The sequence below is a fragment of the Propioniciclava sp. LT432 genome, assembly GCF_059515965.1.
Window position 1 is genome coordinate 1 of record NZ_JCAKNE010000020.1, and the last position, 14,322, is coordinate 14,322.

A 14,322-nucleotide genomic window follows, 5' to 3' on the forward strand; every position below is an offset into this window, starting at 1 on the left:
CCGTGATGCCTCATGTCAATACCTCCGGATGGATTAGGTCGTTGCCTCACCTGTGACCTCCGGTTCGGCAGGAGTCGTTGCCTCACGTGTCTCCTCCGGTTCAGCCGGTCGCGGCACGGCGTTGCCGGGCGGTACGGCCCTTGGCCTGGGCGAGGGCTTCGAGGCGTCCGGTGTGGTGGAGGATCTCGCGTTGCAGGGCACCGAGGCGAAGCTTCTTGAACCGGGCGTTCATCGTGATCACGGGCCGTTTCCGGGTCGCGGGGTGGGCGAGGGCACGCTGGTGCGGGGTGGCGGCCTGGTGGTACTTCTTGACGACCTTGGCGCCGTCGCGGTGCTTGGAGGCCAGCTTCAGGCTGGGCAGGAAGTAGTTCGCGAACGCGTCATCCAACGCCCAGATCCGGTTCAGCAGCTCGAGCTCGGCGTCGGTGTCGTACCGGTAGTAGCCGACCAACTCCCGCACCCGGGCCCAGTTCTTCTGCTCCACGTAACAGCCGTCGTTCTTCTTCCCCGCCCGCCCGCGCGTGAACGTGATCTTGCGGGTCTCGCAGTAGTGCAGGAAGTGGTGGTTGATGAACTCCGACCCGTTGTCGGAATCGATCCCCACGATCGGGAACGGGAACATCCCGGCGGCGTGGTCGATGGCCTCGATCACCCACCGACGGGCCCGGTTCGGCACCGACCGGTTCACCGTCCACCCCGTCGCCACATCGGTCATCGTCAACGTGTAGCAGTACTCACCCGAGGCCACCCCACCGTCGTGGGCGACCAGGTCGATCTCGACGAACCCCGGCGTCGCATCGTCCCAGTCAGCGAACGTGCGGATCGGGATCTGGTGTTTCAACAACGACCCCGGCTTGGTGTGCGTCCGGCCGCGTAGCGTCATCCGCTTCCGCTCCCCGGCGAGCATCCGGTCGATCGTGGCCGCCGAGATACCGGCCAACAACTCGGCCTGGGTGTCGTCCAAGACGATCTCCCCCTCCACCCGCAGCAGGGGCACCAGCACGGGCATGAACGGCGCCAGGATCTTCCCCGCCGGCGCCCGCAACAGGGTCCAACAGCGCACCAGGGCGGGCAGCAGGTCATCGCCGTAGACCCGCGACCGCGGCTTGCGAGGCCGGACCGGTTTGACGACCAGCACCTCCCGTAACGCCGCCCGCGCATAGTCACGATGCCAGCCCGTCAACTCGACCAACTCGTCCAGGATCCGCGACTTCCCGGCCCGGTCCGCCCCCTTGTAGGCCAACGCCTTCTTCACCGTGACAGCCCTGCGCTCGCTCAAGGTCAGCTCCATCCCCGGATCGTTCAGGCGGAGACCCTTACGCGAGGCAACGACACCCCCGAACCGGAGAAACTCACCTGAGGCAACGACCCCCTCGAAGCGGAGGTCTTAGGTGAGTCAACTCGTTCCCTTGTCGCAGGCGCGGGAGATTGCCATAGTGGCGCCACCACCGATCCGGAGGTCCCATGGACACGCCCTCGTTGCACCACCGCCCACTCGCCGGCGAACCGTTGGGTCTGGGGGCCCTGCTCGAGCGGCTCGGCGCCGGGCCCGGGGTGCGGGCGAACATGGTCTCCTCCGTGGACGGCCGGGCCACCATCCGGGGCCGGGTGGGCGACCTCACCGGGTCCGCCGACCAGGTGCTGCTGAACGCCCTGCGGGGTTGGTGCGACGTCCTCCTCGTCGGTGCGACAACCATTCGGGCCGAGGGTTACGGCGTGATCGACCTGCCCACGGAGGCAGCGGCGATCCGCGCGTCCCGGGGCCAGGCAGCGCGGCCGGTGCTGGCCATCCTGAGCGAGAGCCTCGACCTCGACCCGGCCCTGCCCGCCTTCGCGGAAGCGGGGCCCGACGAGCGCCCGTGGGTGATCACCGGTCCCGGTTCGGACCGCACCCGACTGGAGGGACGCGCGCACTTCCTGGAGGTCGACGCCGGCCCGGACGGCCGCCCCTCCCTGAGGACGGCGATCGCGCGCCTCCAGGGCGCCGGGCTGGGGCGGGTGCTGAGCGAGGGTGGACCGAGCACGCTCGGTCACCTCGTCGCCGCAGGGCTGGTCGATGAGTTGTTCCTGACCGTCTCGCCCCTGCTGGTCGGCGGCGACGGCCTCCGGATCCTGCACACGCCGGAGTACCCCGAACCGGTGGCGCTCACCCTCCTCGACGTGCTGGGCGGGAACGACGAGGTCTTCCTGCGGTACGCGGTGGCTGCGAGCGGCGACCGCTCTTCCTGAACCGGCGCCACGGCAACCAGTGGACACCGTGCAGGCCTCGGCCGCACGGCGTCCTAGACTCCTCCCCATGCACGCAGTCCTGGTTGGCCGACGCTACCTCGACCTGCAGTTCTTCCGCGGCTCCAAGTGTTGTCTCTGACAACCTGACCGCCGGGGAACTCAAGGGTCGGGCCCTCCGCCTGCCCTCCTGATCGGACAGCCGGCTCCTGCCGTCGATGCGGGACCCTGTCCAGTCGTGCACCCCTGACCCCCGGTCCGGTCCTCTGCATCCCCCTGCCCTGGCAGCGACGTCCCGACAGGACGACCCCCAGCCGCACACCCGACCACGCGCTCCCGCGCACCGAACACGCGCCCCCGCGCACCCAGAACACACAAGGACACCCATGAACCGCACCTTCTCCGTCGTCGTCGCCGCACTCTCCCTGTCGGTCCTCGCCGCCTGCTCCACTCCCGGCAGCGCCACCCAGCCCACCGCGGGGGGAGCCCCCGCGCCGGCGGGCGACAAGGTCATCCGCGTCGCCGGCACCGGGACGAGCTACCCGCACAGCTACGCCGACGGCGGCCAGCAGGTCGGCTTCGACGCCGACGTCATCCGCGAGGCGGCCAAGCGCGCCGGCTACACCGTGGAGTACTCGACGATGGACTTCCCCGGCCTCATCCCGGCCCTGACCGCCGGCCGCATCGACACCACCGCCACCAACATCACCTGGACGCCGGAGCGCGGCAAGTCCTACTACTTCACCAGTGCCTACGCCTTTGACGGGGTGGGCTTCGCCGCCAAGGCCGACAACGACAAGATCAACAGCCTGGCCGACCTCGACGGCGGGAGCATCGCCACCGGCGCCGGCTCCACCAACGAAGCCGTCGCCAAGAAGTGGATCGCCGAATCCGGGTACACGGTGGACCTGCGCAGCTTCGACACCGCAGCCAGCGCGCTCCAGGAGGTGCAGACCGGACGCGCCGACGTGCTCGCCGGTCCCCGCGGCAGCACGATCGCCCAGATCAAGAACAAGGGCTTGGGCCTGAAGTGGATCGAGGGCATCCTGAGCTACGAGCAGACGCGCTTCCCGTTCGCGAACACCGAGCGGGGTCGCCAACTCGCCGAGGAGATCTCGGCCCAGTTGAAGGCCATGCAGGCCGACGGCACCCTGTCGGCGCTGTCGCAGAAGTACTTCACCTACGACCGCACCAAGCCCGAGGGCGGCGACTTCACGACCCCGAACCCGGACGAGATCACCTCGCCCGCGAAGGCCTGACGTGAGCGGATTCGACCCGCAGTACATGCTCGACAGCCTGCCGGTGCTGGTGGGGTTCCTCCCCACCACCTTGCTGCTGGCCATCGCCGCCATGTTCTTCGGCGTGCTTCTGGGGCTGGTGCTGGCCATCATCCGGTTCACCCAGGCCCCGGGGCTGAACCAGGTGGCACGGGTCTACATCTCGTTCTTCCGCGGCATCCCGACGCTCGTGCAGCTCTTCCTGATCTACTTCGGGCTCCCGGCGATCATCCCCGCCATGTCGGCCATGGACGCCGTCACCGCGGCGGTCGCCGGGCTCAGCCTGAAGCAGGCGGCGTACCTCGCCGAGATCTTCCGCGCGGGACTGGTGTCCGTGCCGGGCGGGCAGTACGAGGCGGGCCTGGCCACCGGGCTGTCCTCGGCGCAGGTCTACCGGCGCTACATCATCCCGCAAGCCGCCTACAACGCCCTCCCGGCAACGGGAAACATCTTCATCGGGCTCGTCAAGGAGACCTCCGTGGTCTTCACCCTGGGCATCACCGAGATGTTCGCCAGCGCCCAGATGCTGGCCGCCGAGAACTTCCGCTACTTCGAGACCTACCTGACGCTCGGACTCCTCTACTGGGGAGTCGTCGTCCTCACCGGCCTGCTCCTGGGGCTGGTCGAGAAACGCCTGAGCGTCCCGTACACGAGGGTGACAGCATGAACAAGATCCACGTCCGCGACCTGCACAAGAGCTTCGGCTCCCACGAGGTGCTCAAGGGCATCGACCTCGACGTCGCCGAGGGGGAGGTGGCGGCCATCATCGGCCCGTCCGGCTCGGGCAAGTCGACGCTGCTGCGTTGCCTGAACCTGCTGGAGACACCACAGCGCGGCCACATCCGCATCGGGGACGCCGAGGTGAGCTCCGGCGCCATCACGCGCCGTTCGGCGTCCGTCCTGCGCTCGCGCAGCGCGATGGTCTTCCAGCACTACAACCTGTTCCGCAACCGGACGTCCCTGCAGAACGTCACCGACGCGGTCCTGCTCCGCAAGCAGGCCACCAAGGTGGACGCCCGACGCCTCGGCCTGGACCTGCTCCAGCGGGTGGGGCTCGACGAGCTGGTGGCCCGGCAGTACCCGGTGACGCTGTCCGGGGGTCAGGCCCAGCGCGTGAGCATCGCACGCGCGCTGGCCGTGCAACCGGAGGTGCTGCTGTTCGACGAGCCCACCTCGGCCCTCGACCCCGAGCTCGTCGGCGAGGTGCTCTCGGTCATCCGTGAGCTGGCGGCACAGCACACCACGATGGTCATCGTCACCCACGAGATGAACTTCGCCGCCGAGGTCGCCGACCGCGTCGTCTTCATGGACGCCGGCTCCATCGTCGAACAGGGTCCGGCGCGTGAGGTGCTCACCAACCCGCAGTCCCCGAGGTTGCGGCAGTTCCTGCAGCAGGTCCGGGTCGGCGATGCCCACCCGGGCGACCGTCGCGAGCGTGAGGCCGCACGGGCGCTGGACGAACTGGCCCTCGTGACGCAGGCGGTGAGCTGACGTGGGTGCCTTCAAGCCACTGGCCGGGCTGCGTGTCGTCGAGTTCAGCCACTTCATCGCCGTCCCCAGCGCCGGGCAGCGCCTGGCCGAACTGGGCGCCGAGGTCGTCAAGGTCGAACCACCGAAGGGGGACCCCACGCGTCCGTCATCGGGCAACAACCGCGCGGTCATGTTCTACGCCTTCAACCGGGGGAAGCGTTCCATCACCCTCGACCTGAACGACCCGGCCGACGAGGAGACCGCCCAGGTCCTGGCGACCGGCGCGGACATCGTGCTCCACAACGTCTCGGCGTCCTCGATGGCCAAGCACGGCCTGGACGCCGCGAGCATCCGTGGCGCCAACCCCGCCGTGATCTACGGCTCGGTGACCGGGTTCCCGACGAACACCGTCCGACGCCACGACAAGGGCTTCGACGGCATCGGCCAGGCCGAGAGCGGGATGATCTGGGTGAGCGGCACGCCGGAGTCCGGGCCGCTCAAGGTGCCCTACTCCCCCGTCGACACCATCACCGGGGAGGCGCTGGTCCAGGCCATCCTCGCCGCCGTGGTCCAGCGGTTGCGCACGGGCGAGGGCAGCGAGGTGGAGATCTCGCTTTTCGAGGGCGGCGTCCAGCTGCAGCAGGCCTACTGGTCGAAGTACCTGCAGACCGGGGTCGAGCCCGAGCGCATCGGCAACCTCGAGCCTGACGTGGCCCCGGCCGCCGAGATCCTCGCCGTGGCGGACGGGTACATCATCCTGTCGGCCTACCTGGCGAACCACTTCCAGGCCCTGCTCGAGCTCCTGGGGCTCGAGCACCTCCTGGTTGACGACCGCTTCGGCACGCTGGACGCCCGCGTCGACCACCAGGCCGAGCTCCACGACCTCATCCAGGACGCCGTCACCGCGACCGGCTGGACGGTGGCCGAGGCCGGGGCCGCCCTGGAGTCGATCCGGATCGCCCACGGCGTCGTCGGCAGCTATGGGGACATCCTCGCGGGCGACGTGCTGCGCCCCAGCGGCATGCTCGCCACCGCCCGCCGCGAGGACGGCAGCGAGTACCCGGCGCTCAACGTGCCGTTCCGGGTCAACGGCGAGCGGCGTCCCGCCATCGCCCCCGCGGTGCCCGCCCTGGGCGCGGACGCGGAGGCCCTGCGCGCCGAGATCGCAGCCGGGGCGTGGGGCCCCGGCATCCACCACGACGACGACGAGAGAGCCACGGCATGACCCAGTTCCTGACCCCCCACGACGCCCCGGTCCTCGTCGAGGACCGCGGCGCCCACCTGGAGATCACCCTCAACCGGCCGAGCAAGCTCAACGCCCTCAACCAGCAGGTCGTGGACGCCTTGGCCGAGGCCTACGCGACGTTCGAGGCCGGGCACTGGGGAGCAGCGGTCATCACCGGGGCCGGACGGGCCTTCTGCGCCGGTGCCGACCTGAACAACCCGCCCACCAACGACGACCCCGCCTACCCGAACTTCGGGACGCCGCTGTCCAAGCCGGTGATCGCGGCGGTCGAGGGCCACGCGGTCGGCGGTGGTTTCGTCCTGAGCCAGGCCGCCGACATCGCGGTCGCCGGGAAGGGCGCCCAGTTCCGCTACCCCGAGGCCGGCCTGGGCGTCACCGGCGGTGGGGCCACCTTCCTCACGAAGCGGGTGCCGGCCAAGGTGGTGGCCGACCTGCTGCTGACCGCGCGCGCCTACGACGCGGAACGGGCGCTGGCGTCCGGCCTGGTGAGCGAGGTCGTCGCCGCCGGCCAGGCCCTGGCCAAGGCGCGCGAGCTCGCGGAGCTGGTGGCGGGCAACGACCCCGCCTGCGTGCAGGCGCTGAAGGCGCTGATCGACGCCGACACGCAGACGTCCACGATCGAGCAGGCCCAGCGGGCGGCCCGGTTCACGGCCAACACCCGCGACAGCTCGGTCCTGGCCAACGCGCGGTTGAAGTCAGCCTGAGGGAGGGCGGGCCGCCTCGACGGGTCGTGATACGACCTTCCCGGGGCCGGTCCGCCGCACCCGAATCTCTATCGAAGAAACTTCTTGACGTTACATCTCCCCAAGTCTAACGTTTAGTTATCTACTCGTTAGAGGGGAGTTCGTGATGACCACCACATCCAAGACCCACGCAGTGACTCCCACCGCCCAGGGCCTCCCACCTGCCTCGCGACAGGCCTTCCGTGTGCTGCGCACCGTGTTCACCGTCGCCCCGATCGTGTTCGGGCTCGACAAGTTCTTCAACCTCCTCACCGATTGGCCCCAGTACCTCGCGCCGTGGATCGACGGGATCGTGCCCGGGACAGCCCAGCAGGCCATGTACGCGGTCGGCGTCGTGGAGATCATCGCCGGCATCGTCGTGGCGCTGCGACCCCGTTGGGGCAGCCTCCTGGTCGCCGCGTGGTTGGCCGGCATCATCGTGAACCTCCTCAGCCTGCCGGGCTACTTCGACGTGGCCCTGCGTGACTTCGGCCTCCTCGCCGGGGCGACCGCCCTGTGGTTCCTCTCCCGCGATGCGGACGGCTCCTGACGCGGTCAGCCCCGCCCGCACAACCGTCGGGGTGAGTGCGTTCCCGCCCCCGCTGGGCCTCGTGCTCAGCGGGGGCGGCGCACGCTGATGGACGGCGGCCTGGTCGCCGACCTGCCCGTCGACCACGTGTTCGACCTCGGCGTCCGCTCGGCGATCGTCCTGGACTCCTCGGGGCCCTGCGAGGTCACGCACCCCCGCGCACGATCGTGGAGTCCATGGCGACCGCCCTGCGGATCCTGACCCGCACCCAAGCCGAGGCCCAGGCGCACGCGGCCGCGCAGCGAGGCCTGGTCGTGCACCTGCCGACGCCGTGCACCCTGCGCCGGTCCGCGCTCGACTTCCGCCGGGTCGCCGACCTGATCCCCACCACGCGTCGGATGAGGCACGAATTCTTCTCCGGCCGCGCAGGCGTGCCGTGGCCGGACCAGGGCATCGTGGGCCGCCTGCACCGCCACGCCGACGGCCACGCGTGCGCCGTCGCGGCGTAGGGTCGGGACGCAGCATCCGCTGGGAGAGAGGAATCCGATGGCTGACCGAGACCCCGTGGCCGGGATCGCCTCACTCGCCGACCCGGTGCGCCGCAGGCTCTACGACCACGTGTGCGCCCAGCACGAGCCCGTCAGCCGCGACCAGGCGGCCGATGCCTTGGACCTGCCCCGCCACAAGGTGAAGTTCCACCTCGAGCGCCTCCTGGCGGACGGGTTGCTGGACGCGCACTACGCCCGCACCAGCGGCCGGACGGGCCCGGGCGCCGGGCGTCCCAGCAAGCTCTACGTACGGGCGGCCGGCGAGGTCTCGGTGTCGCTGCCCGGGCGCGACTACGCCCTCGCGGGCGGGCTGCTGGCGGCCGCCATCGACGAGACCCGCACCACCGGGGGTGACGCCGCGGCCCGGCTCGGCGAGCTGGCGGCCGAGCGGGGCCGGGCGCTGGCGTCCGAGCTGGCGACGGTGAGCGGCGACGCGCTCGACCGCGTGGGCGAGCTCCTCGCCCGGCAGGGGTACGAGCCGCGCCGTGAGGGATCGCGTTGCACCTTGCTCAACTGCCCCTTCCACGTGCTCGCCCAGCAGCACACGGACCTGGTCTGCACGATGAACCTGCGCCTGATCGAGGGCGTCGTGGGGTCCCTCGACGACGTGGAGGCCAGCCTCGACCCGGCGCCCGATCGGTGCTGCGTGGTGCTGGAGGGCCGGGTCGAGCGCTGAGGCGTGCGGCGCGGGGGGTGTTGGACAACCCATCGACGCCCCTCGGTCGCCCCTCTAGGGTTCTGGACATCAGGGAAAGACCCACCCCGACCGGGTCACCCCCATCCCCCACGAAGGAGAGCCCCATGGCCAACATCACGCACGGCATGAACGTCGACGTCGTCAACGGCACCATCGCCCCCGGACTCGACCGCGAGGCCGCCCAGATCCAGCAGTCCATCACGGCCATCGACCGCCTCATCCAGCAGGCGGAGGAGAACTGGAAGGGCAACGACGCCAGGCAGTTCCAGGCCAAGTGGCAGGGCGACTACCGCGCCAAGCTCAACAGCCTCGCCGCCGAGCTCAAGCAGCTGGCCTCCATCGCTCGGCGCAACGCGAGCACCCAGAGCAGCACCTCCTCCGCCCTCTGAGCCCGGTTCCCCCGGCCACGTCGCACGGTCCTGGACGCCCCGCGTCCAGGACCGTGAGGTGATCCACCCACCCCCACCCCGCAGGACGGAGTCATGACCGAACAGTCCCCCACCAGGCGCAGAGGAGCCCCCAGATGAGCCTCCAGGGCATGAACCTCGCCGAGGTCCGCTCCATCGCGGCCCGCCTGCGCCGCGAGGCCGACGCCCTGGAGCAACGCTCCCAAGCGGTCGACCGGCTGGTCCAGCAGGCCGGCCAGAGCTGGTCCGGCCCCGACATCGCGGAGTTCCGCTCCCGCTGGCAGCGGGACCTGCGCGTCACCGCCCAGCGGGCGGCGCTGGACGTCCGGGCGCTGGCCGAGACCATCATCCGCAACGCCGACGACCAGGAGCGCATCTCCAACGACCTCGAGTCGTCCGGCCTCGGGGTCACCCCCAGTGGCGGCGACGGGGGCAGCGAGGAGGGGCAGGGCCGGCCGGTCGGCACCGACTGGTCGGACAACGACCACGGCGTGTCCAAGCCGCCGGCCGGCGTCGACCTGCCGAAGTGGACCAGCACCCGTGCCCACTCCTTCGAGCACAGCACGGACGTCCAGGACGCCCTGGGCGACGACCCCACGCTGACGGAGACGTCCAGGAGCACCACGTGGGATGACGGCTTCGAGAAGGACGACAACCTCGGCGACTTCGAGGGACAGGATGGGACGAACGGCCCCGACGTCCCGACCAACGTGAGCCTGACGATCGCCGACCACGAGCAGCAACACCTCGGCGGGAGTGCCTCGGCGACCGGCTCGACGGGCAACGAGACCACCGGGGCCGCCTACGAGGCCGAGGCGCTGGCCGGCGTCAAGACCGAGGGCGCCCTCGCGTACAGCACCGCGGCGGGCCTCACCGCCAGCGGCGGCATCCTGCTGGGTGCCAGCGCCTCGGCCAAGGGTGAGGCCTACCTCGGACCGCTGTCCGCTGCCGGTGAGGCCGAGGTCATGGCGGGCGCCAAGGCCGAGGGCCACGTCGCCCTGGGGCCGCAGGGAGCCAGCCTGTCCGGTGAGGCGTTCGCCGGGGCCAAGGCCGAGGCGAAGGGTTCGTTGGACGTCGGCGGCGTCGGCGTCACCGGATCGGCCGAGGCCTGGGCCGGCGTCGGCGTCGAGTTCGACGTCGACTTCGGTTGGCAGGATGGCAAGCTGTCCATCGGCGCCGACGTCGGGGCCGCCCTCGGGATCGGCGGTTCCCTCGGCGGTGGCGTCACCATCGACCTCAACAAGGTCGGCAACACCCTGTCCGACGCGGCCGACGCGGCCGGCGACTTCTTCGGAGGCCTGTTCTGATGACCGACCCAGCAGCACCCCGGCTCACCCTGACCCTCCCCCCGGAGCGGTGGCAGGTCGTGGACCCCTCACCGGGCACGCACTTCCAGGCCCAGCGCAAGGGGGACTTCGAGTACTTCCGTCCCACCATCTCCGTCACCGTCACGGCCCTTCTGCCCGAGGAGACGCTGACCGACGCGGCCTCCGCCCTGCTGGCCGACGTGCGCCGACTGGCCCCGGACGCCACGGCGGACACCGACCTGTCGGGGCTGGGCGAGGGACGCCTGCTCCAGCGGGTCCTGTTCTCGCTGCACGCCGACGACCTCCCAGCGCTGGAGCTCGCCCAATGGCAGGTCGTGGTCGCGATGCCGGCCTCCGACGGTGAGCACGGCCGGACCTTCGCCATGGCCTTGGTCCTGACCGCGGAGCGGGAGACCATCCACGAGTACGGCGCCGACTTCCACGCGTTCGTCGGCAGCGCCACCGTGACCGAGGAGCCCACGCCTTGAGCCGCCTCCCTGCCCTCGTCACCGCCATCCTGGGCGTGGTGTTCATCGCCGCCGGCGTCCTCGTCCTGACGTTCGTGCCCGGCACGCTGCGCTGGGTGATCGGCACTCCCTTCCTCGTCCTCGGGGTGGTCAACCTCGCCCTGGTGCCACGCTTCTTCCGGGAGGAGCTGCCGCCGGAGGATGCCTTCCTCCCGCTCGACGACGCCGGGAACGCCGCCGTCGGGAACGCGCAGGTGCGGCAGATGGCCGAGGTCCTCGACGCGGAGTTGAGGGACACCCCCCACCGCGTCTTCACCAGCCCGGACTCCGTCCGCGTCGAATACGACAGCGGTCACTTCCTGCAGCCGGGCGCACGACCCTCTGTCCGTCGCTTCCGGTGGCGGACGACGTTGGCGGCCACCGGTACGCCCGGCAGGTACCTGCGCCTGGACCAGGAGTTCGACGAGCGCCGCGGCGGCCTCTGGGGACGCCGTCAGGCGTCCAGCGGACGCCGGGCCGCGGCGTCCGCGCGCGTCACCGTCGGGGCGGGCGGGGTGACCACGCGGACCGTGACGACCTCGCCGGTGAGCGCCGCCGTGAAGGCGGTCTTCGAGCGCACGGAGGCCCGGCCCGCCCTGTCCACGGATGCGCTCGTGGGGCTGGTCAACGGCGGCCTCGGCTTCCTGGTCGCCATCGCGGCCGTCGTCATCCCGCTGGCCTTCCCCGAAGCTCTCGGCTGAGCCGGGTGTGACATGACCGCCGAACCCCCCGCCGTCCACGCCCAGCGCGTCCCGCTCCTGGCATGGAACGCCGCCTGCCGGCTGGTCGCCGGCGACACCACCCCGGTGAGCGACGTCGCATGGGACGCCCTCGTCGCCGCCGGACTCGCCCCAGCTCCCGGTGCCCTGCACGATCGCTGGGCAGGCCTCATCCGTTCCTTCCTGGACACCCCCAGCTCGGTCCGGTGCACGGCGACGTACAACGGCCTGCTCCACCGGGCCTCCCTCGCGCTGGGCCCCGTCAACGTCTGCGTCCTCGAGCGCTTCACCACCGCGCCCCTCCCCGACGGCAGCGTCGAGACCACCGGGCGTGACGACCGGCTCGAGGTGTCGGTCACCCGGGACCACCCCTGGACGCTGCTGCGCCGTGTCTTGCCCCCGCTGCACACGATCCAGGCCCCGACGCGCCAGACCAGCGCCCAGAACGCCGAGCCCGTCCGCCTGCCCGAGCCGATGCTCGCGTGGGCCCGGGAGCAGGCGAGGACACACCCCGCGGACCACGTGCTCCGGACCCTGCAACAGCGGTCGTCCGGGCGTCTGCACGACTTCCTGGGCGCGGACGACGCCTCGATCTCCTGGGCGTGGACGACGATGGGTCGCGAGGGTCCCCAGCTCGCCTTCGCGTGGTACCTGGCCTCGGCCGAGCACCTGTTCCGCGCCACCTTCTCCGAGGATTCCCCCTTCGAGGAGGTCCGACCGGGCGACCTCGCGTTCACCTTCGAGTACCAGCTCCTCGGCGTCCTCGACGCCTTGGGCGCCGGGAAGGGGGCGTGAGTCATGTCCTCCCTCACCGGCATGAACATCGCCGAGATCCGCAGCCTGGCCGGACGCCTCGAGCGGCAGGCGGACGCCCTGCAGAACTCCGCCCGCGACATCGACCGACTGATGCGGGTCGCCGAGCGTTCCTGGCGGGGAGACGATGTCGCCGCCTTCCACGACCGCTGGGCCGGAAGCCTCCGTCGCGTCACCGAGGATGCCTCCCAGAACCTGCGCGACCTCGCCGAGGCCGCCCGTCGCAACGCCGACGACCAGGAGCGGACGAGCAACGAGCTCGGGGCCAAGGGGTCGGGGGGCTCCCCCACAACCGGCCCCGCACCAGCGCGACCGGGCGGCTCCGAGGGGCCAGATCCGTTCGGGTGGACCCAGGACGGGCTCGACTGGCTGAGTGATCGCGGCGAGGACATCGCGAACTTCGTCGTCCCCCGTGTGGAGGCCTACGGAGCCGGGCTGGCGCGACACGGCCAGGCCGGGGGCGCGTGGGCATCGGTGTGGCTGGACACCTTCGAAGGGCATCCGCCGCAGCTCACCGAGGTCCTGGCCTCGGGAGCCCTGGTCTGGGGCACCTGGTTCGGCGCCCATGCCAACCTGCTCACCGGCAAGGACCACGAGTTCCTGTCCCCCGGTGACGCGGGCGTGGGACCGGCCACCAACCTCACCGCAGACCCCACGGCCCGGCCGATCACCGACTTCAACTCGCTCACCGACGCGACCATGTCGGCCTACGACCACGGCGTCCGCGTGGACACGATCGTGGGCCCCGACGGCCAGACGCGATACGTCGTCTCGGTGCCCGGCACCCAGGCAGAGCTCGGCCAGATCGACGGGTGGAGCGGCAACGAGAACGCCCGCGACTGGGCGGCCAACCTGTGGGGCATCACCCAGAAGGGCGACGCCACGAACGCCCGGGCGGTGGCGATGGCGATCGAGGCGGCCGGGGTCCCCGACGGCGCGGACATCCTCCTCACCGGCCACAGCCAGGGTGGCATCATCGCGGCCAACCTCGCGGCCGACCACGACTTCTCCTCGCGCTACCACGTGGACGGGGTCATCACCTTCGGCTCCCCCGTGCACGCCGCCGACCTGCACCGGGATTCGGCCCCGGTGCTGTCCTTCGTTCACGGCAACCTCATTCAGGACGGCAACCTGAAGCAGTTCGGGGATCCCGTCCCGCAACTCGACTTCGCTGGGGCGCCCGTCCTGCCCTGGCTGCCGAGCCACGAGGGCACCCTCAGCGAGGTCCTCCTGCCCCCCAAGGGCGACGCGTCCTTCGACATGCCGGCGAACCACGAGCAGTCGGGGTACGCCCGGGACGTCCGGCACCTCTCGCCCCACCACCAGCAGACCGTCGATCACTACCTGTGGGACAACGGGCTCACCAACTACCTCCAGGGGACCACGACGTCCACCGTGGCCGTGGAGACGAAGGGCTAGGGTCCATGGATGTGAAGAAGCTCGGGGCCCTGCTCGCCGTGGCCGTCGCGCTCGGGGGCCTGTTCACCGGCTGCGGGAGCCCGTCGGAATCCCGCGAGGAACGTCAGGCCCGAATGGAGCCCATCCTCCTGGCGGTCTCCGGCGTCACCGGTGGCTCGCTCGAGGTGACGAACGCCGGGATGGTCAATCTCTACCAGTGCCGCCTCACCAGCGACGCCCCCGACACGGACGCCCTGAAGGCCGTGCTGACCGACGTGTTGCGGACTCTGGCCGCCGAGGCGAACGACGCGGAGGGTTCGATGGTCTCATGCGGCGTGTCCAACCAGACGGAAGGGGTGGCCAGCCACGACCTCGGACTGGCCAACCCCACGTACTTCAGCGAGATCCGCGAGAAGCTCGGCTGACGCGGCTGACGCGGCGGACGGCGGAGACGCCG

Annotated in this window: 16 protein-coding genes and 1 pseudogene; 16 read left to right on the forward strand and 1 reads right to left on the reverse strand. The window is 70.9% G+C overall.

The window, feature by feature from the left end; genetic code table 11:
* Window positions 1-100: 100 nt before the first annotated feature.
* A complete protein-coding gene (locus AC5YDV_RS12210) occupies window positions 101-1,291 on the reverse strand; it encodes an integrase catalytic domain-containing protein (RefSeq protein ID WP_496182577.1) in 1,191 nt (396 codons plus the stop codon).
* Between the two features lie 173 nt (window positions 1,292-1,464).
* On the opposite strand from AC5YDV_RS12210, the gene AC5YDV_RS12215 reads away from it, so the two are divergent.
* From AC5YDV_RS12215 to AC5YDV_RS12290, 16 genes and pseudogenes are all read left to right on the forward strand, one after another.
* Complete coding sequence (locus AC5YDV_RS12215; RefSeq protein WP_496184020.1) at window positions 1,465-2,229, forward strand: dihydrofolate reductase family protein; 765 nt, start codon at window positions 1,465-1,467, stop codon at window positions 2,227-2,229.
* Between the two features lie 383 nt (window positions 2,230-2,612).
* Window positions 2,613-3,485, forward strand: a complete 873-nt coding sequence (locus AC5YDV_RS12220; protein ID WP_496184019.1) for a transporter substrate-binding domain-containing protein — start codon at window positions 2,613-2,615, stop codon at window positions 3,483-3,485.
* Between the two features lies 1 nt (window position 3,486).
* Entirely contained in the window at window positions 3,487-4,170 is a 684-nt protein-coding gene (locus tag AC5YDV_RS12225) for an amino acid ABC transporter permease (RefSeq protein ID WP_496184018.1), read from the forward strand.
* A pseudogene (locus AC5YDV_RS12230) lies at window positions 4,167-4,901 on the forward strand (amino acid ABC transporter ATP-binding protein); the annotation flags it as partial. The gene AC5YDV_RS12225 and the pseudogene AC5YDV_RS12230, both read left to right, overlap by 4 nt.
* Before the next feature lie 94 nt (window positions 4,902-4,995).
* Entirely contained in the window at window positions 4,996-6,198 is a 1,203-nt protein-coding gene (locus AC5YDV_RS12235) for a CaiB/BaiF CoA transferase family protein (RefSeq protein WP_496184017.1), read from the forward strand.
* Window positions 6,195-6,923: an enoyl-CoA hydratase/isomerase family protein gene (locus tag AC5YDV_RS12240; RefSeq protein WP_496184016.1), complete on the forward strand. Its 729-nt coding sequence runs from the start codon at window positions 6,195-6,197 to the stop codon at window positions 6,921-6,923. Before AC5YDV_RS12235 ends, AC5YDV_RS12240 begins: the two co-directional genes overlap by 4 nt.
* A 145-nt stretch (window positions 6,924-7,068) precedes the next feature.
* On the forward strand, window positions 7,069-7,491 hold the full coding sequence (locus AC5YDV_RS12245; RefSeq protein WP_496184015.1) for a DoxX family membrane protein: 423 nt from the start codon (window positions 7,069-7,071) through the stop codon (window positions 7,489-7,491).
* Between the two features lie 215 nt (window positions 7,492-7,706).
* A complete protein-coding gene (locus tag AC5YDV_RS12250) occupies window positions 7,707-7,979 on the forward strand; it encodes a hypothetical protein (protein ID WP_496184014.1) in 273 nt (90 codons plus the stop codon).
* A gap of 37 nt (window positions 7,980-8,016) precedes the next feature.
* Window positions 8,017-8,694, forward strand: a complete 678-nt coding sequence (locus AC5YDV_RS12255) for a helix-turn-helix transcriptional regulator (protein ID WP_496184013.1) — start codon at window positions 8,017-8,019, stop codon at window positions 8,692-8,694.
* Between the two features lie 125 nt (window positions 8,695-8,819).
* Window positions 8,820-9,104 carry a hypothetical protein gene (locus AC5YDV_RS12260; protein WP_496184012.1) on the forward strand — a complete coding sequence of 95 codons (285 nt, stop codon included), beginning with the start codon at window positions 8,820-8,822 and terminating at the stop codon, window positions 9,102-9,104.
* Window positions 9,105-9,238: 134 nt separating this feature from the next.
* A complete protein-coding gene (locus AC5YDV_RS12265) occupies window positions 9,239-10,429 on the forward strand; it encodes a WXG100 family type VII secretion target (RefSeq protein WP_496184011.1) in 1,191 nt (396 codons plus the stop codon).
* A complete protein-coding gene (locus AC5YDV_RS12270) occupies window positions 10,429-10,917 on the forward strand; it encodes a hypothetical protein (protein ID WP_496184010.1) in 489 nt (162 codons plus the stop codon). Before AC5YDV_RS12265 ends, AC5YDV_RS12270 begins: the two co-directional genes overlap by 1 nt.
* Window positions 10,914-11,636, forward strand: a complete 723-nt coding sequence (locus AC5YDV_RS12275; protein WP_496184009.1) for a hypothetical protein — start codon at window positions 10,914-10,916, stop codon at window positions 11,634-11,636. Before AC5YDV_RS12270 ends, AC5YDV_RS12275 begins: the two co-directional genes overlap by 4 nt.
* A gap of 12 nt (window positions 11,637-11,648) precedes the next feature.
* Window positions 11,649-12,449 (forward strand): hypothetical protein, encoded by an 801-nt coding sequence (locus AC5YDV_RS12280; RefSeq protein WP_496184008.1) that lies wholly within the window; start codon window positions 11,649-11,651, stop codon window positions 12,447-12,449.
* 3 nt (window positions 12,450-12,452) lie between these two features.
* Window positions 12,453-13,886, forward strand: coding sequence for a WXG100 family type VII secretion target (locus tag AC5YDV_RS12285; protein ID WP_496184007.1), 1,434 nt, complete (start codon window positions 12,453-12,455; stop codon window positions 13,884-13,886).
* 5 nt (window positions 13,887-13,891) lie between these two features.
* A complete protein-coding gene (locus tag AC5YDV_RS12290) occupies window positions 13,892-14,290 on the forward strand; it encodes a hypothetical protein (protein WP_496184006.1) in 399 nt (132 codons plus the stop codon).
* Window positions 14,291-14,322 lie beyond the last annotated feature (32 nt).